General features: G+C 58.5%; 19 protein-coding genes, 1 pseudogene and 1 riboswitch. Of the genes and pseudogenes, 8 read left to right on the plus strand and 12 right to left on the minus strand.

Annotated elements, in window-relative coordinates; translation table 11 throughout:
* The 5 genes from baeS (at window position 1) to yegS (ending at window position 5,298) form a co-directional block, all read left to right on the plus strand.
* Complete coding sequence (gene baeS / locus V6942_RS13970; RefSeq protein ID WP_106929491.1) at window positions 1–1,467, plus strand: two-component system sensor histidine kinase BaeS; 1,467 nt, start codon at window positions 1–3, stop codon at window positions 1,465–1,467.
* Window positions 1,464–2,186: a two-component system response regulator BaeR gene (gene baeR, locus V6942_RS13975; RefSeq protein WP_106929489.1), complete on the plus strand. Its 723-nt coding sequence runs from the start codon at window positions 1,464–1,466 to the stop codon at window positions 2,184–2,186. Before baeS ends, baeR begins: the two co-directional genes overlap by 4 nt.
* Before the next feature lie 122 nt (window positions 2,187–2,308).
* Window positions 2,309–2,641 (plus strand): YegP family protein, encoded by a 333-nt coding sequence (locus V6942_RS13980; RefSeq protein ID WP_106929487.1) that lies wholly within the window; start codon window positions 2,309–2,311, stop codon window positions 2,639–2,641.
* 153 nt (window positions 2,642–2,794) lie between these two features.
* Complete coding sequence (gene yegQ, locus V6942_RS13985) at window positions 2,795–4,156, plus strand: tRNA 5-hydroxyuridine modification protein YegQ (protein WP_106929485.1); 1,362 nt, start codon at window positions 2,795–2,797, stop codon at window positions 4,154–4,156.
* A gap of 242 nt (window positions 4,157–4,398) precedes the next feature.
* Window positions 4,399–5,298 (plus strand): lipid kinase YegS, encoded by a 900-nt coding sequence (gene yegS, locus V6942_RS13990; RefSeq protein ID WP_106929483.1) that lies wholly within the window; start codon window positions 4,399–4,401, stop codon window positions 5,296–5,298.
* On the opposite strand, the gene V6942_RS13995 is transcribed toward yegS, so the two are convergent.
* From V6942_RS13995 to V6942_RS14050, 12 genes are all read right to left on the minus strand, one after another.
* The gene (locus V6942_RS13995) at window positions 5,295–6,584 is read right to left on the minus strand and encodes an ABC transporter substrate-binding protein (protein ID WP_223878959.1); all 1,290 of its coding nucleotides are present in this window, start codon (window positions 6,582–6,584) and stop codon (window positions 5,295–5,297) included. The two genes, yegS and V6942_RS13995, sit on opposite strands and share 4 nt — an antisense overlap.
* 119 nt (window positions 6,585–6,703) lie before the next feature.
* Window positions 6,704–7,477, minus strand: a complete 774-nt coding sequence (locus V6942_RS14000) for an ABC transporter ATP-binding protein (RefSeq protein WP_106929481.1) — start codon at window positions 7,475–7,477, stop codon at window positions 6,704–6,706.
* 10 nt (window positions 7,478–7,487) lie between these two features.
* Window positions 7,488–8,354 carry an ABC transporter ATP-binding protein gene (locus tag V6942_RS14005; protein WP_106929479.1) on the minus strand — a complete coding sequence of 289 codons (867 nt, stop codon included), beginning with the start codon at window positions 8,352–8,354 and terminating at the stop codon, window positions 7,488–7,490.
* Window positions 8,326–9,231 carry an ABC transporter permease gene (locus tag V6942_RS14010; protein ID WP_106929477.1) on the minus strand — a complete coding sequence of 302 codons (906 nt, stop codon included), beginning with the start codon at window positions 9,229–9,231 and terminating at the stop codon, window positions 8,326–8,328. The genes V6942_RS14005 and V6942_RS14010 overlap by 29 nt, the downstream gene beginning before the upstream one ends.
* A complete protein-coding gene (locus tag V6942_RS14015; protein ID WP_333501378.1) occupies window positions 9,228–10,265 on the minus strand; it encodes an ABC transporter permease in 1,038 nt (345 codons plus the stop codon). Before V6942_RS14015 ends, V6942_RS14010 begins: the two co-directional genes overlap by 4 nt.
* Window positions 10,262–11,884, minus strand: a complete 1,623-nt coding sequence (locus V6942_RS14020; RefSeq protein WP_106929473.1) for an ABC transporter substrate-binding protein — start codon at window positions 11,882–11,884, stop codon at window positions 10,262–10,264. Before V6942_RS14020 ends, V6942_RS14015 begins: the two co-directional genes overlap by 4 nt.
* 118 nt (window positions 11,885–12,002) lie before the next feature.
* Entirely contained in the window at window positions 12,003–13,157 is a 1,155-nt protein-coding gene (locus tag V6942_RS14025; RefSeq protein WP_182967516.1) for a mandelate racemase family protein, read from the minus strand.
* A gap of 268 nt (window positions 13,158–13,425) precedes the next feature.
* Complete coding sequence (gene fbaB / locus V6942_RS14030; protein ID WP_106929469.1) at window positions 13,426–14,478, minus strand: class I fructose-bisphosphate aldolase; 1,053 nt, start codon at window positions 14,476–14,478, stop codon at window positions 13,426–13,428.
* 145 nt (window positions 14,479–14,623) lie between these two features.
* Window positions 14,624–15,424: a bifunctional hydroxymethylpyrimidine kinase/phosphomethylpyrimidine kinase gene (gene thiD, locus V6942_RS14035; protein WP_106929467.1), complete on the minus strand. Its 801-nt coding sequence runs from the start codon at window positions 15,422–15,424 to the stop codon at window positions 14,624–14,626.
* A complete protein-coding gene (gene thiM / locus V6942_RS14040; protein WP_106929465.1) occupies window positions 15,421–16,206 on the minus strand; it encodes a hydroxyethylthiazole kinase in 786 nt (261 codons plus the stop codon). Before thiM ends, thiD begins: the two co-directional genes overlap by 4 nt.
* A gap of 34 nt (window positions 16,207–16,240) precedes the next feature.
* Window positions 16,241–16,337: riboswitch (TPP riboswitch) on the minus strand.
* 248 nt (window positions 16,338–16,585) lie between these two features.
* The gene (locus tag V6942_RS14045) at window positions 16,586–17,932 is read right to left on the minus strand and encodes a bifunctional diguanylate cyclase/phosphodiesterase (RefSeq protein WP_333501379.1); all 1,347 of its coding nucleotides are present in this window, start codon (window positions 17,930–17,932) and stop codon (window positions 16,586–16,588) included.
* A 323-nt stretch (window positions 17,933–18,255) separates the two neighbouring features.
* Window positions 18,256–19,215 (minus strand): LysR family transcriptional regulator, encoded by a 960-nt coding sequence (locus V6942_RS14050; protein ID WP_106929461.1) that lies wholly within the window; start codon window positions 19,213–19,215, stop codon window positions 18,256–18,258.
* A gap of 127 nt (window positions 19,216–19,342) precedes the next feature.
* On the opposite strand from V6942_RS14050, the gene V6942_RS14055 reads away from it, so the two are divergent.
* The 3 genes and pseudogenes from V6942_RS14055 to V6942_RS14065 form a co-directional block, all read left to right on the plus strand.
* Window positions 19,343–21,124: an adenine deaminase gene (locus V6942_RS14055; RefSeq protein WP_106929459.1), complete on the plus strand. Its 1,782-nt coding sequence runs from the start codon at window positions 19,343–19,345 to the stop codon at window positions 21,122–21,124.
* Window positions 21,125–21,142: 18 nt separating this feature from the next.
* Entirely contained in the window at window positions 21,143–22,486 is a 1,344-nt protein-coding gene (locus tag V6942_RS14060) for an NCS2 family permease (RefSeq protein WP_182930326.1), read from the plus strand.
* A gap of 182 nt (window positions 22,487–22,668) precedes the next feature.
* Window positions 22,669–22,800 (plus strand): annotated as a pseudogene (locus tag V6942_RS14065) (spermidine acetyltransferase); the annotation flags it as partial.
* Window positions 22,801–22,852: the final 52 nt, after the last annotated feature.

Below are 22,852 nucleotides of genomic sequence, written 5' to 3' on the forward strand. Positions count from 1 at the left end.
GTGAAATTATGGCGCCCGGGTATCTCCGGCAAACTGTTTCTCGTCATTTTAACCACCTGTATCGTGCTGCTTATCAGCATGCACTGGGCCGTGCGTGTTAGCTTCGAGCGCGGCTTTATTGACTACATTAAGCGCGGCAACGAGCAGCGGCTGCAGCTGCTGAGCGACGCGCTGGCGGAACAGTACGCGCTGCACGGAAACTGGCGTTTTTTACGCAATAACGACCGCTTCGTGTTCCAGATCCTGCGCTCCTTCGAGCACGATAACGGTGAAGATCGTATGCCGCCAGGCCCTCCCGGCCCCGACGGCGGGCCTGACCGCGCGCCCGATCGCGGCGGCCCGGATCGCGGGGGTATGCCGCCCCACGGCTGGCGAACACAGTTTTGGGTTGTCGATCAAAAAGCCCGCGTACTGGTCGGCCCGCGTGAAGCGGTGCCGATTGACGGCACCCGGCGCGGTATTATTGTCAACGGCGCTGAAGTCGGTGCGGTGATCGCTTCGCCGGTAGAACGCCTGACCCGCAACACGGATATTAACTTCGATCGCCAGCAGCGGCGTACCAGCTGGCTTATCGTCGGCCTGGCCACGCTGCTGGCGGCGTTGGCCACCTTCCCGCTGGCGCGCGGTCTGCTCGCGCCGGTGCGGCGGCTGGTTGAAGGCACCCACAAGCTGGCTGCGGGCGATTTTTCTACCCGAGTTCCGGTCAGCAGCGGTGATGAACTGGGCAAGCTGGCGCAGGATTTTAACCGCCTCGCCAGCACGCTGGAAAAAAACCAGCAGATGCGTCGGGACCTGATGGCCGACATATCCCACGAGCTGCGCACGCCGCTGGCGGTACTGCGCGGCGAACTGGAGGCCATTCAGGACGGCGTGCGCAAATTCACCCCGGAATCGGTCACCTCGCTACAGGCTGAAGTCGCGACGCTGACCAAGCTGGTGGACGATCTCCACCAGCTTTCGATGTCCGACGAAGGTGCGCTGGCCTACCAGAAAGCGCCTGTCGATATCATTGCGCTGGTTGAAATTGCCGCTGACGCCTTCCGCGAGCGTCTGGCCAGTCGTGGGCTCACGCTCAATCTGGCGCTGGCAGAAAACGCCACCGTCTTTGGCGATCCAGATCGCCTGATGCAGCTGTTTAATAACCTGCTGGAAAACAGTCTGCGCTACACCGACAGCGGTGGGCAGGTACAGATTCGCAGCGAGCTGCTGGCGCAAAGCATCGTGCTGGAGTTTGCCGACAGCAGTCCCGGCGTCAGCGATGAACAGCTAAGCCGACTTTGTGAACGCTTTTACCGCACCGAAGGCTCGCGCAACCGCGCCAGCGGCGGGTCCGGCCTGGGGCTGGCTATCTGCGCGAATATTGTTGCCGCCCACGGCGGCCAGCTCCACGTCGGACATTCGCCTTTTGGCGGGGTTAGCATTAAAGTAGAATTACCGCTGGAACGCGTAATACCGAGAGAAATATGACCGAGTTACCGATTGATGAAAACGCCCCACGCATTCTGATCGTTGAAGATGAACCCAAGCTGGGGCAGTTGCTCATCGACTATTTACTGGCAGCCAACTATGCGCCAACGCTGATTAACCACGGTGATAAAGTGCTGCCGTACGTGCGCCAGACGCCGCCGGACCTGATCCTGCTGGATTTAATGCTGCCAGGCACCGACGGCCTGACGCTGTGCCGCGAGATCCGTCGCTTCTCCGAGGTCCCGATTGTCATGGTGACCGCCAAAATTGAAGAGATCGACCGCCTGCTGGGTTTAGAAATCGGCGCCGACGATTACATCTGCAAACCGTACAGCCCGCGCGAAGTGGTGGCACGCGTGAAGACCATTCTGCGCCGCTGCCGGCCGCGTCAGGAGCTGCAGGCGCTGGACGAACAGAGCCCGCTGGTGGTGGACGAAACACGCTTCCAGGCCTCATGGCGCGAGCGACTGCTGGATCTTACCCCCGCCGAATTCCGTCTGCTGAAAACGCTGTCGCAGGAGCCGGGTAAAGTGTTCTCGCGCGAACAGCTGCTCAATCACCTGTACGATGACTACCGCGTCGTGACCGACCGAACCATCGACAGCCATATCAAAAACCTCAGGCGCAAGCTGGAGTCGCTGGACGCCGAACAGTCGTTTATTCGCGCTGTCTATGGCGTAGGCTACCGCTGGGAAGCCGACGCCTGCCGTATGGCCTAACCGCTAAGAGCGGCACGTCTGCGCCGCTCTCGTTTTTCCCCGCTCGCATCTTCGCCAATATCTCCCATACTCATACTGTCAGTCGATACGTTTAACGAATGCAATCTAATCAAGGAGTCACCATGGCTGGTTGGTTTGAATTAAGCAAAAGCAGCAACGATCAGTTCCGATTTGTTCTGAAAGCGGGAAACGGGGAGATTATCCTGACCAGCGAGCTCTATACCACCCGAGCCGCGGCGGAAAAAGGCATCGCCTCCGTGCGCGTGAATAGCCCGCTGGACGCGCATTACGAGAAGAAAACGGCCACTAACGGTAAATTTCACTTCAACCTCAAGGCGGGCAACCACCAGGTCATTGGCACCAGCCAGCTGTATGCCACCGAGCAGTCGCGCGATAAGGGCATCGCGTCGGTAAAAACCAACGGTGCCAGCGAAACCGTGAAAGATAATACCTGACAGCTCCACCACCGCCGGGCGGTCTGCGACGGCCACCCGGTGCTTTACCTCGCCCCGCCACAGCGCTACAATGCCCGCCCTTAAAGTGGGGACACTCCCCAGCTCGTCGCATCAGGTGCGGCGAATCTGACCTGTCATCAGAACGAGAAAATCATGTTTAAACCGGAACTCCTTTCCCCGGCGGGAACGCTGAAAAATATGCGTTACGCTTTCGCTTACGGCGCCGATGCAGTCTACGCGGGTCAACCGCGCTACTCGCTGCGCGTACGTAACAACGAATTCAATCACGAAAATTTACAGCTCGGCATCAACGAAGCCCACGCGCTGGGTAAAAAATTCTACGTCGTGGTGAACATCGCGCCGCACAACGCCAAGCTGAAAACCTTTATTCGTGACCTGAAGCCGGTAGTGGATATGGGGCCGGATGCGCTGATTATGTCCGATCCGGGGCTTATCATGCTGGTGCGTGAGCACTTCCCGGAGATGGACATTCACCTGTCGGTACAGGCGAACGCCGTCAACTGGGCCACGGTGAAGTTCTGGAAACAAATGGGGTTAACCCGCGTGATCCTCTCGCGCGAACTGTCGCTGGAAGAAATTGAAGAAATTCGCAGCCAGGTTCCGGACATGGAGATTGAAATCTTCGTTCACGGCGCGCTGTGCATGGCCTATTCCGGCCGCTGCCTGCTGTCTGGTTACATCAACAAACGCGATCCTAACCAGGGTACCTGCACCAACGCCTGCCGCTGGGAATACAACGTGCAGGAAGGCAAAGAAGACGACGTGGGCAACATCGTCCACAAATACGAACCGATTCCGGTGCAAAACGTCGAACCGACCCTCGGCCTCGGCGCGCCAACCGATCAGGTCTTTATGATTGAGGAAGCTAAACGTCCCGGCGAGTACATGACCGCTTTCGAAGACGAACACGGCACCTACATCATGAACTCCAAAGATCTGCGCGCCATCGCCCACGTTGAGCGTTTGACCCAGATGGGCGTCCATTCGCTGAAAATCGAAGGCCGCACCAAATCCTTCTACTACTGCGCGCGCACCGCCCAGGTGTACCGCAAGGCCATCGACGACGCGGCCGCTGGCAAACCGTTCGACACCAGCCTGCTGGAAACGCTGGAAGGCCTTGCCCACCGCGGTTACACCGAAGGGTTCCTGCGTCGCCACACCCATGACGACTATCAGAACTATGAGTACGGCTACTCCGTTTCCGAGCGTCAGCAGTTCGTCGGCGAATTTACCGGCGAGCGTAAAGGCAACCTGGCCGCCGTGGCGGTGAAAAACAAATTCCTGATCGGTGACAGTCTGGAGCTGATGACCCCACAGGGCAACGTCAACTTCACGCTTGAGCATATGGAAAACGCCAAAGGTGAGACGATGCCGGTCGCGCCGGGCGATGGTCACACCGTATGGTTACCCGTGCCGGAAGATATGGCGCTGGAGTATGGCCTGCTGATGCGTAATTTCTCAGGACAATCCACTCGTAATCCGCATAGCAGCTAGTACATTTATATTGTTTTTCAATAGCAAGGATTCTTAGAAATGGATCACAGACGGAATTATCGATTATCGATACTATTCTCTCGCTGAAAAACATAACCCATAAATGCTAGCTGTACCTAGGAACCACCTCCTTAGCCTGTGTAATCTCCCTTACACGGGCTTATTTTTTGCCCTTCCCTCCTAAAGCACACTGCCGTTTCCTTTGTTACACTCTTTGCATACCCCCTAAAGAGGTACCAAGGATGTCAGATTTTCCAGCAAGTTTACTGATACTTAACGGTAAAAGTGCCGATAACCCCGAGCTGCGCAAAGCGGTGACTCTGCTGCGCGACGAGGGCATTGTGATTCACGTGCGCGTCACCTGGGAGAAAGGCGACGCCGTACGCTATGTCGACGAAGCGGTGGCGCTTGAGGTGGCTACGGTGATTGCCGGCGGCGGCGATGGCACCATCAATGAAGTCGCAACGGCGTTGATCCACTGCGAGAGCAACGCGGTTCCCGCGCTGGGGATATTACCGCTTGGCACCGCCAATGATTTTGCCACCAGCGTGAATATTCCTGATGATTTAGCCAACGCCCTCAAGCTGGCAATTGCCGGGCGCGACGTCCCGGTGGATATTGCCCAGGTCAACCATAAAACCTGCTTTATCAATATGGCGACCGGCGGCTTCGGTACGCGTATCACCACGGAAACCCCGGAGAAACTGAAGGCAGCGCTGGGCGGCGTATCGTATCTGATTCACGGACTGATGCGCATGGATACCCTGAAACCGGACCGCTGTGAAATTCGCGGCGAGAACTTTAGCTGGCAAGGTGATGCGCTGGTTATTGGCATCGGTAACGGACGCCAGGCGGGAGGCGGCCAGCAGCTGTGCCCGGAGGCATTAATCGACGATGGGCTGCTGCATCTGCGTATTTTTACCGGTGAAGAGCTGCTGCCGGCGCTGTTTAACACGCTGGCCAGCAGCGATGGCAAAGAGAATCTGGTGGACAGCGTCTCGCCGTGGTTCGAAGTCACCGCACCGCATGAAATGACCTTTAACCTCGACGGCGAGCCGCTGAGCGGGACCGCCTTCCGGATGGAAATTTTGCCGGCGGCGCTGCGCTGCCGCCTGCCGCCGGACTGCCCGCTGCTGCGTTAACGCATTGCGCGTTTTAAGATTCGCTCAGACTGACGCTTGAAATCCGCCGCCGCTTCGGCGACGGATTTCTTGCCGTAGTCAATAGATTGCAGCGCGCTATCAAATTCCTGCACCAGCTGCGGATCTTCCAGATACGGCGACACGCCGACCTTCGCCGGTAGCGACAGCGCGAGCTTGATGCCAGCAACCGAAGGGTCTTTGTCGTTGATCACGCCAGATGCGGTCAGGGTCTCCGCGCCGCTTTTGCTCAGCGGCACGCCGCGCTCCAGCCCCAGCAGCGTCACGCCCTCTTTGCTGTTGAGCAGGAAGTTAATCAGCTTCGCCGCCGCCTGCGGGTGTTGTGTGGTTTTGCCAATCGACAGCATCATCGACGGTTTCATAAACAGCCCCGCGTCGGTGGCCCCAGGCAGCATGGGATAGCTCCCCAGCTCCAGTTTCGCGGGCGGTTTCAGGTTATCAGAATATTTGGTCACGGCGGTGTTCCACATATACACCCCGCCCCATTCGCCCTCGATCCACGGCTTCATCTCGTACATGTTGCCCTTGCCAAATGAGGCGTAATACTTCATGTCCGGAATAACATGATTATCGATAAGCGTTTTATACAGCTGGAAAAACTCCACCCACTGTGCGTCGCTGTAGGTAAACTTTTTGCTCTGTTCATCGATGGCCGGGATGTTGTACTTCTGCACCATATACGAATTGAGCAGCGCCAGCACGCCGAGGCTCTCCGGGGCAACCGGGTAGTACTGTTTGCCCAGCTTGCTCGCAAAGGTTTTCCCGGCGTGCATCAGCTCATCCCAGTTTTGCGGATAGCCTAAACCGGCTTTTTTCCAGGTCTGGTCGTTGTAATAGAAAATACGAGCGGTCATGGCGACGGGAATCCCGTTCAGTTTGCCCTTCACCGTCACCGGCTGAAGGTCTTTGGCGGTGAACTGGTCGAGACCAATTTCCGCTTTTACCTTGTTGAGATCGTAAAAGCCGTTACCGTCTTTCGAGAACAGCGTCAGCCAGTTCCAGTTGGTCTGCATGACGTCCGGCTCGGTGCCGCCCGCCAGCTGCGTGGTCAGGCGCGAGGTGTGGCCGTCCCAGCCGGTGTATTCCGCTTTCACGTTAATATCCGGATGCTGCTGATGAAAAGCTTCCAGCGCTTTTAAGGTCACCTGATGGCGACTGTTACCGCCCCACCACGACATGCGCAGGTCGACGGTTTCCGCTGCTACTGCGGAAGCGGTACAGGCACAAAGCACGAGCGGTAGAGCAATACGGAAAGAATTATTATGCATATTATTGATTTCCCAGAGGCAAATTGATCGGGTAGACCGGATAAGGCGTCCACGCCGCCATCCGGCACCTGCATCGGGCTGCCCGATGGCGCTACGCTTATCGGGCCTACAACATCCGGTTAATACGCCGCGACTTCGCGCGCCATTTCGCGCGTGTACTGGCGGCTGGCGTTCACCAGCATCTGCGTGTATGGCGTTTTCGCCTCGCCGTTCACCAACGCGTCAACGGTCAGCGTTTCGAGAATTTTGCCGTACTGCATCACCGCAACCTTCTGGCACAAATGGGCGATCACGCCCAGATCGTGAGTAACCATCAGGTAGGTCAGATTCGACTCTTTTTGCAGCTCCGCCAGCAGATTGAGGATTTCCGCCTGCACCGACACATCCAGCGCCGACGTGGGTTCATCCAACAGCAGCACCTGCGGCTCAAGGATCAGCGCGCGGGCAATCGCCACGCGCTGTCGCTGGCCGCCAGAGAGCTGGTGCGGATAGCGGTCGCGAAACGCCCGGTTCAGCCCGACTCTATCCAGCAGCGTGTTAATCCGCCGATCGCGCTCGCCGATGCCGTGAATCTGTAGCGGCTCTTCGAGAATATCGCCGATGGTATGACGCGGATGCAGCGAACCGTACGGGTCCTGAAACACCATCTGTACCTTACGGCAGCGTTGGCGGCTGATGGCGTGTTCCAACGGCTGACCATGAATGGTCAGTTCACCCTGCCAGTGGTTAAACAGCCCGGCCAGGCACTTCAGCACCGTGGTTTTCCCGGAGCCTGACTCCCCCACCAGCCCGTAAATCTCACCGGGCCTGACGTGAAAATTGACGTCGTACAGCACCTGGTTGCGCTTCTCGCCTTCGCCAAACGCCAGGTTCAGATTCTTCACTTCAATCATGATGCGCTCCTTAGTCCGTCAGCCAGCAGGCCTGACGCTGCAAAACCGGTAAGACCGGGCGACGACTGTGCATATCCGGCAGCGCGCTGATCAGGCCCTGCGTGTATGGGTGCTGCGCGCGGTCGAGATCGCAGGCGGCGATGGACTCCACCACCCGTCCGGCGTACATCACCAGCACGCGGTCGCAAAAGCTGCGTACCAGGTTGATATCGTGGCTGATAAAAATCAGCCCCAGCCCGCGCGATTTAACCAGATCATCCAGCAGGCCCAGCACCTGCAAACGCACCGAGACGTCCAGCGCGGAGGTCGGTTCATCGGCGATCACCAGCTCAGGGTCGGTAATCAGCATCATGGCAATCATAATGCGCTGCCCCTGACCGCCAGAAATCTCGTGCGGATAGAGCCCGTAAACGCGCTCTGGATCGCGAATGCGCACCACGTCCAGCATCTCCAGCGCTTTGGCCTTCGCCTCCGTTTTATGCCCCGGATGGTGCGTCAGCCAGGCTTCCGCTATCTGGTCGCCTACCCGCACTACCGGGTTCAGCGAATATTTCGGGTCCTGCATAATCATCGAAATACGCTTACCGCGGATGGTGCGCATCTGCGCTTCGCTGGCGTTGAGCAGGTCAATATCGCCAAACTGCATCTGGCTAGCGTCAATGCGCGCCTTTTTCGGGTGCAGGTGCAGCAGCGCGCGCCCGACGGTGGATTTGCCGGAGCCGGATTCGCCGACAATCGCCAGCTTCTCTCGCCCCAACTGGAAGGAGACGCCGCGTACCGCATGGGTAACCGCGCTGCCGTTAACGAATTTGACGTTTAAATCGCGCACGTCGAGCAGCGGTGCAGCGTTATTCGCTGCGAGGATCGAGGATGTCACGTAGGCCATCTCCTAAGAAGTTGAACGCAAGACTGTTGATCAGAATCGCCAGACCCGGAATCGTCACCACCCACCAGCACTCCATCATGTAGGTGCGGCCGCTGGAGATCATCGCCCCCCATTCAGGCTCCGGCGGCTGCGCGCCCAGGCCAAGGAAGCCGAGACCGGCGGCGGTCAGGATGATCCCCGCCATGTTCATGGTGATACGGATAATCACCGATGGCAGGCACAGCGGCACAATGTGACGCCACAGCACCCGCGCCGGAGACGCGCCCTGTAAACGCACGGCGGAGATAAAATCCGCCTGACGCAGCGACAGCGTTTCGGCACGCGCCAGTCGCGCAATCGGCGGCCAGGCGGTGAGCGTAATGGCAATCACCACGTGCTCCAGCCCTGGGCCTAAGGCGGCGACAAACGCCAGCGCCAGCACCAGGCTTGGGAAAGAGATGAAAATGTCGGTGACGCGCATCAGCACCATATCGACCTTACCGCCGAAGTAGCCCGCGCAGACGCCGAGCAGCAGCCCCAGCGGGCCGACGGTGACCGACACCAGCAGCACGATGTACAGCGTGATGCGCGAGCCGTAGACCAGGCGGCTGAAAATATCGCGGCCAAACTCATCGGTACCAAACCAGTGCTGGGCGTTTGGCGCGGTGAGCGCATTGTTTAAGTCCTGCACCAGCGGGTTATAGGGGGCGATCAGCGGCGCGAAAATCGCCACCACCAGCAGCAGGAAAATAATCCCGCCACCAATCGCCGTCAGCGGATTGCGCGCCATCTTGCCGATAAACCCGCCGGCCCGCGCCAGCGCACGCAGCAGCCGCTGGCGGCCTTCACCGGACGCGCCTGAAAGAGAAGTATCCAGAGAAACCGTCATGATTTTGTCCTCGGATCGAAGAATTGATACAGCATGTCGGAGAGCAGGTTGAGCATCACGAAGATCACCCCTACCAGCAGTACGCAGCCCATCACCGCGTTCATATCACCCAGCAGCAGGCTGCCGGTGAGATAGGAGCCAAACCCGGGCCAGGAGAAGACGGTTTCAATCAATACCGCCCCTTCCAGCAGCGAGCCGTAGGCCAGCGCCACCACCGTCAGCAGCTGCACGAGAATGTTGCGAAACGCATGATTCCAAATCACCTGCCGCTCGGTTAAACCCTTCACTCGTGCGGTGATGATGAACTCCTGCGACAGCTGCGCCAGCATAAAGCTGCGGGTCATACGGCTGATGTAGGCCAGCGAATGGAAGCCGAGCAGCGCGGCGGGCAGAACCAGGTGGTTAATCGCGTTCCAGAGCACCTCGCTGTTACCCGCCAGCAGCGCATCGACGGTCATGAGTCCGGTACGACGCGGCACAATGCCGTCCAGCCCCAGATCCACGCGCCCGGCGCCGCCGACCCAACCCAGCCAGGCGTAGAACACCAGCAGCCCCATCATCCCCACCCAGAAGATGGGGGTAGAGTAGCCGGCGAGGCTGATAATACGCACCACGTAGTCGGAAAGGCTGTTGCGACGCGCCGCCGCCAGTACGCCCAGCGGAATACCAAGACCCGCGCCGACGATAATCGCCATCGTTGCCAGCTCCATGGTCGCGGGGAAGACGCGAATAATATCGTCGATAACCGGTTTACCGGTCAGCAGCGCATTGCCCAGATCGCCGTGCAGCAGGTTGACAAAGTAAATGCCAAACTGGGTCATGAGCGACTGGTCGAATCCCAGCTGGTGATAGACCTGCTGGTAAGTACTTTGGTCAGCGTCCGGGCCGACAATCGCCAGCACCGGGTCAATCGGCATCACGCGGCCAATAAAGAACGTCAGCAGCAGCAGGCCAAACAGCGTCACCGCCACCTGCATCAACCGTTTTGAGAAGCGCCGGGTCCGGGAGCCGGGCGCAAGAATAGCCGTACTCATCCTTTATCTCCTTCGCTAACTTTGTAGACATCTCGCAGGAACGTGGTGGCCGACGGGTGCGGCTGGTAGTCTTTCACTTCGTTGCGCACCACCACCGAATCCACCATCTGCGACACCGGGATCATCGCCGGGATCAGCGAATCAAAACGGGTTTGAATCGCCTGATAATCGGCAATCTGTTTTTGTGGGTCACGCTCCAGCAGCGCGCCGTCGATCATCTCGTTGAGCGGTTTGTCGTAGAAACCGGTGCGCCAGCCCTGGAAGTTGGTGAGCTTCGCCGCATCGCTGTTGTCCGGGTTGTACACCAGCGCGCGCAGGCTGGAGTGCGGGTGCGGCTCCATGCCGCTGCCGCCGCGCCCCACCAGCATGTCGAACTTGCGTTCACGCATCGCGCCGTAAATCTGGTTACCGGTGCCGGTGATGATTTTGGCCTTAATGCCCGCCTGCATCAGCGTCGACTGCACGGCAATGGCAATGTTGAGGAACGGCTGATCGGCCAGCACCCGCAGGGTGGTGTCAAAACCGTCCGGGTATCCTGCCTCCGCCAGCAGCTTTTTGGCTTTTGCCAGATCGAAGGTGTAGCCAGGATCCGGCAGCGTTGACGGCATCCCGGCTTTAATCGGCCGCTGGTGCAATACGCCGTAGCCCGGCATCAGCGCTTTGTTAATACCCTGATAATCAATCAGGTAGCGCACGGCTTCACGTACTTTGGGATTGGCGAAGTGCGCCTCTTTCATGCTCATCGACACGTAATACATGGTGCCGCGTTGTACCGCATCGACGGTGAGCTGTGGGTCTTTACGCAGAGCGTTGATATCCGACACCGCCATATTGTTAGCGATGTCGAGATCGCCTTTTTCAATCATCAGACGCAGGGTCTGCGACTCCTGGAAGTGGCGCAGCACCACGCGGCTCATCTTCGGCTCGCCGCGCCAGTAGTCCGGGTTACGCTTCATGCGCAGCACGTCTTTCGCCTGCCAGGTTTCCAGCGTAAACGGCCCCGATCCGGCTTCGTGCGTGGTCAGCCATTTGTTGCCCCAGTCGTTATCCTGTTCGTGACTCTGTACGGTTTTACTGTCGAGCACGCCCAGGTTGCCGAGCGCGCCCAGCGAGTAAATCACCAGCTGCGGATCGTTATCCTTCGGCAGGACAATCTGCACCGTATAGTCGTCCGGCGCGGTCACCTGCTTGTCGACGTTCTTTTTGCTAAAGCCGTAGGATTTCCACACCGATGCCTGAGCGAGGTTGAGGTGCAAAATACGCCGCATCGACCACACCACGTCGGCGGCGGTCAGCGGGTTTCCGGAGTGGAACTTGACGTTGTTATGCAGATGAAAAGTCAGCGTTTTGCCGTCCGGACTGATATCCCAGGATTTGGCGAGTGCCGGTTTAACGTTGGTCAACTGCTGAGGATCCAGTTCCACCAGCGAGTCATAGAGATTCACCACAATACCGACCACCTCGTTACCGGTCATCGCGGCCGGGTCGAGGGTCAGCAGGTTATTCATGTTCATGCCAATGATGAGCTGGTCCGGCGGCGTTTTAGCCAACGCCGCCCCGCTCCCCATCGTCATGGAGAGCGCGAGCAAACACGCTCCCAGTAAGGAGGATTTTTTCATATCTCTATTTGCCTGTACTGTAGGGTACATGTTGCCGGATGGCGGCGTTTACGCCTTATCCGGCCTACCGGGCCGTAGGCCCGATAAGCGCAGCGCCATCGGGCATTTATTGTTTTATTCAGTCGTGGCTGACGGTATTGGCTTCGATATAGTCAAAATTGATGTCTTCGCCCAGTCCGGGGCGTTGTGACAAATGCACAAATCCATCGGCATCCATCGGGTCGATGATGCTGTTCAGGTAAGCGGCTGGCTGGTCGTAGTCGAGGAACGGGTGCAGCAGGCCGCGTTCGTACCAGCGGCAGTTCCGAATCGCCCCCACCGCCGCCAGGCTTGCCGCGCCGTTGCCGTGGACTTCGCAGTCCATGCCAAACGACTCTGCCAGCGCCGCCACCTTCATGGTTGGCGTGATGCCACCCACGCCATTGGCGCCCGCACGCAGAATGTCGCACGCGCCCGCTTTCACCCAGTCGGCGCGGCTGTGATGTTTACCGCCGAAGCTTTCCGGGCCGATAATCGGAATCGACAGGTTTTCCGCCAGCCACGCATAGGACGACATGCTGTCTTCTTCCATCGGCTCTTCAAACCACGCGAAGTTGAGTTTCTCCAGCTCTTTACCGATCCATAGCGCCTCGGTACGGCTGTACCAGTGATAACCGTCGATCATCAGGTCAATATCCGGGCCGACCGCTTCACGCACTGCCGCACAGGCTTTGATATCCATTTTCGGGTTCGGCGCAAAGGAGACCGGCGGCATCCAGGTGTGCAGCTTAATGGCCTTATAGCCGCGAGCGACCAGGGTTTCAGCAAATGCCGCATACTCTTCCGGGGTAGAGAGACCGCCATCTAAGTCATCGCCGCACATGGTGCTGCCGTAGGCCGGCACCTTATCGCGATAGCCGCCGAGCAGTTTATACACCGGCACGTTGAGCTTGCGCCCAATCAGGTCCCACAGCGCCTGTTCAACAAACGACAGCGCGCGTTCGGTCAACTGATGGGCGCTGCCGCGCTGCCAGTGCACCAGGTCCTGCCAGATACGTTCGCGGTTAAACGGATCCTGCCCAACCAGCACTTTACGGAAGAAGGTATTCACCACAAACGGGCGCACAATTTCCGGCGGCGCGAACGAGTAGCCTTGGCTGCCATCATCGGCGGTAATGGTCAGCATCGCCATTTTTGCCATGCTTTCCGGCCCCGGATGGGAGTGCCCGGCGCTGTCGGAGACGCGGCGGGTAGGATGCTGGAAAACGGTGACATTTACAGATTCAATTTTCATTATGTGTCCTTAGTACAACATTCGAAATGGCGCTTTTTGCACCACAATCCTGTGTCCAACACTTATCCGATAAATCGGTTCCAGGGAATTGAAAAGGCGTTTCATGACTAATCTAAGCACAAAATATCAGCCCTTCCACGGACAAATTCCGCTAACACCGGGCTGTTTTTTGGGCATGCGCACAATGAGGCGTGACGTTTTTCACAAAAGGAGAGAGAAGTGTGAAGGGGATCGTCCTCCGTTCCCGGACGGGAACGGAGGACAAATATTACGCGAAGGTAATTTTGCTATCGAGGTAAACATCCTGCACGGCGTTAATCAGCTGTACGCCGTCGGCCATCGACTTTTTAAACGCTTTACGGCCCAGGATTAAGCCCATGCCGCCTGCGCGTTTATTGATCACCGCCGTACGCACCGCGTCAGACAGATCGGTTTCGCCACCAGCAGCGCCGCCAGAGTTAATCAGCCCCGCGCGCCCCATATAGCAGTTCGCCAGTTGGTAGCGCACCAGGTCAATCGGGTTCTCGCTGGTCAGCTTGCTGTACACGCGATCGTCGGTATAACCGAAGTTCACCGCTTTATAGCCGCCGTTATTCTCGGCCATCTTCTGCTTCACGATATCCGCGCCAATCGTGGCCGCCAGATGGTTGGCCTGACCGGTCAGGTCGGCAGAGACGTGATAGTCGACGCCATCTTTCTTAAACGCCGGATTACGCAGATAGGCCCACAGCACCGTCACCAGTCCCAGCTCGTGCGCACGCTCAAAGGCGGCAGAAATCTCTTCAATCTGGCGGCGCGACTCTTCCGAGCCAAAATAGATGGTTGCCCCAACGGCCACCGCCCCCATATTGAACGCCTGCTCAACGCTGGCGTACAGCGTTTGATCGAAGGTGTTCGGGTAGCTCAGGGTTTCGTTGTGGTTAAGTTTGACCAGGAACGGAATACGGTGTGCGTAGCGGCGAGACACCGACGCCAGCACGCCGTAGGTGGAGGCCACGCAGTTACAGCCGGCTTCAATCGCCAGCTCAACGATATTTTTCGGGTCAAAATAGAGCGGGTTGGCGGCAAATGAGGCCCCGGCCGAGTGTTCGACGCCCTGATCTACCGGCAGAATCGACAGATAGCCCGTTCCGGCTAAACGGCCGGTGTTGTAGAGCGTCTGCATGTTTCGCAATACGGCTGGCGGGCGGTTATTGTCTATCATCACCCGATCAACGTAGTCGTGGCCGGGCAGATAGAGCTGGTCGGCTGGAATGGTCATACAACGATGCTGTAAAAGGCTGTCGGCATCTTTGCCAAGCAACTGCGCAATATCAGTCATAGCTATGCTCCCGTAAGCGCCGACATCATGTCGGCTGGATGTCCTGCTCAACTTTTTTGAGCAGGATAAGCCTGGTACCGGGGGCGTAGAATGTCCAACTTTTGTCGGTTTTAGCACGCGCGCGGCTGGCACGCGGACGGGACAGCTACCACCATTCGTGGAAGTGGTGAACCGGACCAATCCCCTCGCCGACCTCCAGCGTATCGGCCTGCGCCAGCGCTTTCGACAGCCAGCCCTTCGCCACCGGCACCGTCTCCTGCCAACTGGCGTAACGCGGTCTTAACGCCGCCAGCGCCGCCGATAGCGTACAGCCGGTGCCGTGGGTATTTTTGGTGTCCACGCGCGGCGCGGTAAAGCGCATTTCGCCGTCAGCGGTGAACAGCCAGTCCGGGCTTTCGGCATCGTCCAGGTGGCCGCCTTTCATCAGCACTGCTTCACAGCCCAACGCCCGCAGCGCGCGCCCCTGTTCCAGCATCTCCAGTTCATTGCGCGCGTGCGGCGCGCCGAGCAGCGCCGCCGCCTCCGGCAGGTTTGGCGTAATCAGCGCAACCTGCGGCAGCAGGCGCTGGCGCAGAGTCGCGACCGCCGACGCCGACAGCAGCGGATCGCCGCTTTTCGCCAGCATCACCGTGTCCAGCACCACGTTCTGGATACGATAGCGCTGTAAACGCTCGGCCACCGCTTCAACGATGTCGGTCTCGGCCAGCATGCCGATTTTGGTGGTGTCGATACGCACATCGCTGAATACGGAATCCAGCTGCGCGGCGACAAAGTCAGGTTCTATCCGGTAGACCGACTGCACGCCGCGGGTATTTTGCGCCACCAGCGCGGTCATCACCGAGCAGCCGTAGGCCCCCAGCGCCGAGAAGGTTTTCAGATCGGCCTGAACGCCCGCGCCGCCACTTGGGTCCGTGCCCGCAATCGTCAATGCGTTGATACGTTTCATGCCGCCACCTCCCCGTGCATCGCGTACAGCGCGTCAAGGAAAGCCGGGGTAAAACTCCCCGGACCGCGGCCCTCTGCCGCGCGTTGCCCGGCGTGTTTCATCAGCAGGCAGGCGCCCGCCACGTTGAGCAGGCGATCGCCCGGCAGCGCGCAGCTGGCCGCAACAACCGCCGACAGTGCGCAGCCGGTGCCGACGATACGCGTCATCAGCGCCGCCCCGCCGTTCGCCGCCAGCGTGCGCTCGCCGTCGGTGATGTAATCCACCTCGCCGGTCACCGCCACAATCGCCCCGCTTTCTCGCGCCAGCTTCTGTGCCGCAGGCAGCGCGGCGGCAGCGGTATCGGTGGTATCGACCCCGCGCCCGCCCAGGCTCTCGCCGGCCAGCGCCCGGATTTCGGAGGCGTTCCCACGAATGGCCGACGGCGTCAGGCGCAGCAGTTCGCGGCAGAAATCGCTGCGTAACGTCAGCGCCCCCACCGCCACCGGATCCAGCGTCCACGGCGTTTCTGCGCGATTGGCACTGTCAACCGCTGCGCGCATCGCCAGCGCACGCGAGTGGGTTAAGGTGCCCACGTTAACCAACAGCGCGCCGGCAAGCGCGGCAAACTGCGCGGCCTCTCCGGCATCAATAACCATCGCGGGAGATGCCCCCACGGCCAGGAGGACATTCGCCGTGAAGGTTTGCACGACGTCATTCGTCATACAGTGAACAAGGGGGGCATGCTGGTGAAGAAGAGAAGCGGTGTGCGCAGATTGCGCGGAATTAAGCAGGTCAACGTGCATGGTTTGCTCCTGCCATAACGCGAAGAAGCAATGGCCGGTCGGCCTCTGACTTCCCTACGCTGGCATTATCCAGATCAGGTGGTACGGGTATTTCTCAGCCTTCGCAAGGAAGGGCACCCCGAGTCATTCAAATCAATTGATTACGATTAACAGACTGTTAATCGCCGTGCAGAATAATGCCAGCAGGCAGCCCGACAAACAAGCCCGATAACCCGCTGGCAGTCAGATAGAGCGCATCGCGACGAGACACCCAAACGCCGCTAGGGCGAAAACGACCGGCGCATTTCATCGGGCCTATTTTGCAGCAAACGCGCGGAGGTCAGATATCTTCGCTGCGCCCCATTTAACACAACCCATTGATTTATTAATAAAGTAAAAATCATTTTCCATCAGGACGCTTTGCTTTTTTCGCCAGATACATCGCTTTATCGGCATAATCGAGCAGCTGACGTTCGTTGGTACCCTGTTCAGGATAGTGCGCAATGCCAATACTCGGGACAATCGCCAAACGGTGCTCTCCCAGCACAAAAGGAGAAGCGAAAGCCTCAACAATTTTTTCTGCCACCGCGAAAGCGTCGTCCGGCAATGCGCTGTTCTCAATCAAAATCACAAACTCATCGCCGCCGATACGCGCAACGGTATCGGATTTCACGACGCAGCGCGTCAGGCGGTCCGCGGCGGCTTGCAGGAGTAAATCCCCTATCCCGTGGCCCAGGGTGTCGTTAACCTGCTTAAATTTATCGAGATCGATATACAGCAGCGACAAATGCCCCCCTTCACGGCGCGCGGTAGCAAGCGCAGCCCTAAGGCGATCGAACAAAAGGCTACGGTTTGGCAGGTCGGTCAGCTGATCGAACTGTGCCATATGCTGTAACCGGGCCTGCATCTGCTGACGCTCAATAACCGTCGCAATCTGCGTCGACACAAACTGCAATAGCTCCTGGTCCTGTTCGTTATAGCGTACGCCGTCCGGGTAGCTTTTGACGACCAGAACACCGATGGTGCCTTTCTGTGACTTAAGCGGAACCCCAAGCCAGCAGGATGGATTCAGGCCAAACGAAATGCGCAGTTCTTCATGGCGGCCCGCCATTCTCTCGGGCGTCAGCAGTAGCGGTTGACCCGTTTGAATCACCTCCGCGTAAAATGTCCCGGGAATAAGCGTAAACGGCGCGGGTATTTCCTGAAACGCATCCACGTGATACGGGAAGGTCAGTTGGCCCGTTTGCGGGTCGTACAGCGTGACCGAAAAATTATCGACGGGAAGCAGCGTACCGACGATCTCATGGATACGCTGAAATAGCTTGAGTAAATCTTCAGCCGTGTGTGCAGCTTCAGAAATAGCGTACAGTGCGGATTGTAATGATTCAGAGCGTTTGCGTTCGGTAATATCCCGCGCAACGCCAATGCGTAATTGATTAGCCGGGGACCAGCGTGCCGACCACATAATATTGACGATCTGGCCATTTTTATGCACATAGCGGTTTTCAAAATGGAACTGCGGGCGGCCAGCCATGATTTCTACTACTGAATTTCGTGTTAATTCTCGATCTTCCGGTAGCATCATATCGAACATGTTTTTGCCGATGAGTTCTTGCGGTGTATAGCCAAAAATACGTTCACATGACGCGCTTGCATAAACAATGTTAGCGTGGGCATCTACTGCAAAAACAGCATCCAGCATGAGATCGATAAAACTGCTCAACGGCGCGTGAGGATTCGATTCCATAGAGAAAGTCAGGCCTGAATATAAGAGTGAGTGCGACTACATTCGAGTTCCGTCGCCCATTAGCACTACACTAAAGGTTAAAGATAGTACAACTTCAGGCTGATTTACAATCAAAAAGAGGCGTGTGGCGCGTGTTAAAAGAAGGGGCATATCGGCATTCGCAATAACAAGGAGATTGCCGATCGCTAAAAAAGAATCAGCGGCGAACTAACCCCCTGCTGCCGGGCGGCCCAGGAATAATCTTCCGTCATTATTCTCTTTATTTCACCGCCCGCTCTCCCCTCGTTTCTGATGATGATACGGCGAATTAACGGCCGTGTTATTCAAGAGATAATTTGCTTTCCCGCCGCCCCGGGTAATTCCCCGCTGCTTTCGCGAAGCTGTTTCAGCAACAGGGCAAAGCAGGACTCAATCAGCGGCGGCAGCGCCTGCGACCCGCGCATCAGCGCCACCGTACGGGTTAAGGCCGGCTGCTGAAGCTGCGCAACTTTGAGCACAGGATCCTGCAAATGGGTGGTGTAAAGCTGTGGCAGAATCGCCACCGCCAGCCGCGAGCGCACCAGGCCATACAGCGTTTCAATATAGTCCACCTGATAGCGCGTATTCAGCGTCAGGCGCTGGCTTTCCACCAGCGCGCCGACCAGCCGCTGCACGTTTCCTTTTGAGAACACCGCGATATCGTTTCCAGCCAGCAGCTTCCACGGCAGGTGTGGCTGACCGGCCAGCGGATCGTCGGCATGGACGACCGCCACCAGCGGGTCTTCGCGCAGCGGGAACACCTGTAAATCTTTCGGCAACGAGCTATCGATGGCCCCGACGCCAAAGTCAATCTGGCCGCTGAGCAAATCGCTGACCATGGCATCGTTGGTGCGGTCGTGAAACTCAACGCGCAGGCGCGGGAAGGCCTGCGCCAGGAGGCTGGGCAGCATCGGAAACAGCAGCGAGCTCACCGAGGGCACCAGGCCAATACGCACCGTGCCATCACCGCCAGCCGCAACAATTTGCTGCATATCCTGAAACGCGGCCTGCGCAACGCTCAACACCCGCTGGGCGTGGGGTAATATGGCCGCGCCCAGCTCGGTCAGCGTCACCGACGACGCGGTGCGGTTTACCAGCTTGCCGCCCAGCACCGCTTCCGTCTGCCGCAGCGCGCTGCTGAGCGCGGGCTGGCTTATCGCCAGGCGGTTGGCGGTATCGGTAAAATGGCGCAGCTGCGCCAGCGTCACAAAATACTGGAGTTGTTTGAGCGAAAGCGCGGGTAGCCGCTGCCAGGGTTCGGTCATGTTGTTGTGCTCACCGGTGACGATCACGCAGAATAAGCCAAAGTTATCAGGTGATAAATTTAATCATCTGGGCAAACGTTTGCACTGCCCCTAAAGTAGCGCCCATTATCCCTGTGCCGGAGTTGTTATGTCCAGCAATGCTGAAAACCGCCGCCGCGCCGTCCAGGCCGCGCGCGGGGAAGTTCCCTTCGATCTGCTGCTGACCGACGCCAGCGTCGTCGATATGGCGACCGGCGAGATTCGCGAAGCCGACGTGGGTATCGTCGGCGAGATGATTGCCAGCGTCCACCCGCGCGGCAGCCGTCGCGACGCGCTCGAACGCCACGCTCTGCCCGGCGTATTTCTCTCACCCGGTCTGATGGACACGCATGTCCACCTGGAAAGCTCCCACCTGCCGCCGGAACGCTATGCCGAAATCGTATTGGCGCAGGGCACCACTGCCGTCTTCTGGGACCCGCATGAACTGGCCAACGTGCTGGGCGTGGCGGGCGTGCGCTATGCCGTAGAGGCTAGCCGCCATCTGCCGCTGCAGGTGATGGTGGCCGCGCCGTCCAGCGTGCCGTCGACGCCGGGGCTGGAAATGTCGGGTGCCGAGTTTGCCGGGGCCGAGATGGACACCATGCTCGGTTGGCCGGAAGTGCGCGGCGTGGCGGAGGTGATGGATATGCACGGCGTCCTGCACGGCAGCTGTCGTATGCAGGAAATTGTGCAAGCGGGGCTAAACAGCGGCAAGCTGATTGAAGGCCACGCCCGCGGGCTGAGCGGCGCCGATCTGCAGGCCTATCTGGCCGCTGGCGTCACCTCAGACCATGAATTGACTTCCGCCGATGATGCGCTGGAAAAGCTGCGTGCCGGTCTGACGCTGGAAATTCGCGGCTCGCACCCATACCTGCTGCCCGATATCGTTAATGCGCTGAAAACGCTGCCGCATCTTTCCTCGCAGATTACCGTGTGCACCGACGACGTGCCGCCGGACATGCTGCTGGAAAAAGGCGGTATCATCGCCCTGCTGAATCTGCTGATTGAACACGGTCTTCCGGCAACCGACGCCCTGCGTTTTGCTACGCTGAACGCCGCCATTCGCCTCCAGCGCAACGATCTGGGGCTGATTGCCGCCGGTCGCCGTGCGGACCTGGTGGTCTTTGATTCGCTGGATACGCTCTGTGCGCGCGCCGTTTATGTCGCCGGGAAACAGATCGCCCGCGACGGCAAGCTGCTGGCGCCGATCGACGCCGCGCCGGGCGTCACGCCGCCGCGTGATACCCTGCGCCTTACCCCACTCAGCGCCGATGATTTTGCGCTACGGGTCGGCAATATTCGCCACGGCGTTGCCCGGCTGCGCCATATTCGCGGCGCGCGTTTTACCCAATGGGGTGAAGTGGACGTTGAAATCCGTGACGGCCAGGTACAGCTGCCGAGTGGGTTTAGTCTGATTTGGGTAAAACACCGCCATGGCCGTCATGAAGCGACGCCGCAGATTGCGTTGCTCGAAGGCTGGGGTGAACTGCGCGGCGCGATTGCCACCAGCTATTCACACGACTCACATAACCTGGTGGTGCTGGGGCGTCATCCTGACGATATGGCGCTGGCGGCCAATCAGCTGATTGCCTCCGGCGGCGGCATGGCGCTGGCGCAAAACGGCGGCATTCTGGCCCACGTGGCGATGCCGATAGCCGGGATGCTGTCAGACAAACCCGCCGACGTGCTGGCCGCTGAGTTTCGCCAACTGCGCGACCTCAGCGCGCAGGTCGCCGACTGGGAGCCGCCGTATCGCGTGTTTAAAGCGATTGAGGGCACCTGTCTGGCCTGCAACGCCGGACCGCATTTGACCGATTTAGGGCTGACCGACGGCACCACGCGACAGATTGTCGATCCGGTTATTTCGTCACAACACACAACACAACAATAAACATGGGAGCGCCACACAATGGCCGATAATACCCTTCAATCGCCAACCGCAAGCAGTTGGCTGGAGCGACGCTTTGCGTTGCATTCCCGCGGCAGTTCGCTGCGTACTGAGTGCCTGGCGGGCATCACCGGTTTTCTCGCCGCTGCCTATCTTCTGGTCGTGATTCCTGGCCTGCTGGCCGTGGGCGGTATGGATAAAGGCGCCGCGACTACCGGCACCATTCTGGTCTTCGTTGGCGGTACGCTGCTGATGGCATTTTACGCCAACCTACCGTTTATCGTTGGGCCGGGCATCGGGGGATCGGTGCTGGTCGGCGTCACGCTGGCGGGCAGCGAAGGCATTGGCTGGCAGATTGGCCTCGGCATTGCCTGCTGGTCGGGTATTCTCTTCTTTCTGCTCACCAAATTCGGCCTGCGTGAAGTGGTCACCCGTTCGGTGCCGCAGTCAATAAAACTGGGGCTCACCGCGTCTATCGGTCTGTTTGTGGCGGTGCTCGGCTTCCGTAACGCCGGGCTAGTGCTGGCAAATGCCAAAACTAACTCGCTGATGCTGGGCGATTTTATGGCACCGGGTGCCCTGGTGGCGCTGTGCGGCCTGTTTCTGGCTATTGCACTCCAGGCGCGACGCATTCCTGGCGCGATTTTATGGGCAATTCTGTTCGCCACCCTGGTGGGTATCCCGGTAGGCGTAACGCGCCTGCCAACCCACTTTATCGATATGCCGCACTCGCTGGCACCGGTGCTCGGTCACGTCGATATGCTGGGCGCGCTGAATATTGCGTTCCTGCCGTTCCTGTTCGTTTTCTTCGCCTCGGAATTCTTCTCCACCATGGGCACCACCCTTGCGGTAGGCGGCGAAGCCGGGCTGCTGGATGAAGAAGGCAATATGCCGCATATTAACCGCCCGTTTATGGTTGACTCCATTGCGGCCGCCATCGGCCCGTGGCTTGGCATTCCGGCGGCTACCGCGCTGATTGAATCCTCCGCTGCCGCCGAAGCGGGCGGAAAAACCGGGCTGACGGCGCTGTCGGCTGCAGTGATGTTCCTGCTGATGCTGCTGTTCACTCCGGTGGCGTTGATGATCCCGAAAGAAGCCACCGCGCCAGCGTTGATTCTGATTGGCCTGAACATGTTCAGCGGCCTGCGTAAGGTTGATCTGGCGAACTTCACCGACGGGCTGCCGGTGCTGATGATGGTGATGATCACGCTGATTGCCAACAGCTTTGGTACCGGCATCGCCGGTGGGCTGCTGTTCTATATCGTGATTAAAGCGATTGCCGGTAAATGGCGTGAAATCCCGGTGGGCCTGTGGATTCTGGCAATACCGCTGGTGTACTACTTTGCGACGCTGGTGAAGCACTAGTCTATTGCCCCCATCAGGCGAGCGTGACACGCACGCCTGATGGGGAGCACAGATATCACGAAAATAAGGCCACGCCTCCGCTGATTTGGGTCACTGAATTGATTGTAATTTTTTTCAAATCTTGATGACGCCCACCGCAAGCAGATAATATATTTTCAGTTTACAAAGAGGCTGAAAATATTATGCCAGAACAATCAGACATTAAACTAAGACCCCTTGAACGCGAAGATTTGCGCTTTGTCCACCAACTTGATAATAACGCCAGCGTAATGCGCTACTGGTTCGAAGAACCCTATGAAGCCTTTGTTGAGCTAAGGAAGGTGCGAATAAGCAGGTCATTTCTTCCCAAGCTGACTCGCTGATTAA

The organism is Kluyvera genomosp. 2 (assembly GCF_036759865.1).
Taxonomy (GTDB): domain Bacteria; phylum Pseudomonadota; class Gammaproteobacteria; order Enterobacterales; family Enterobacteriaceae; genus Kluyvera; species Kluyvera ascorbata_B.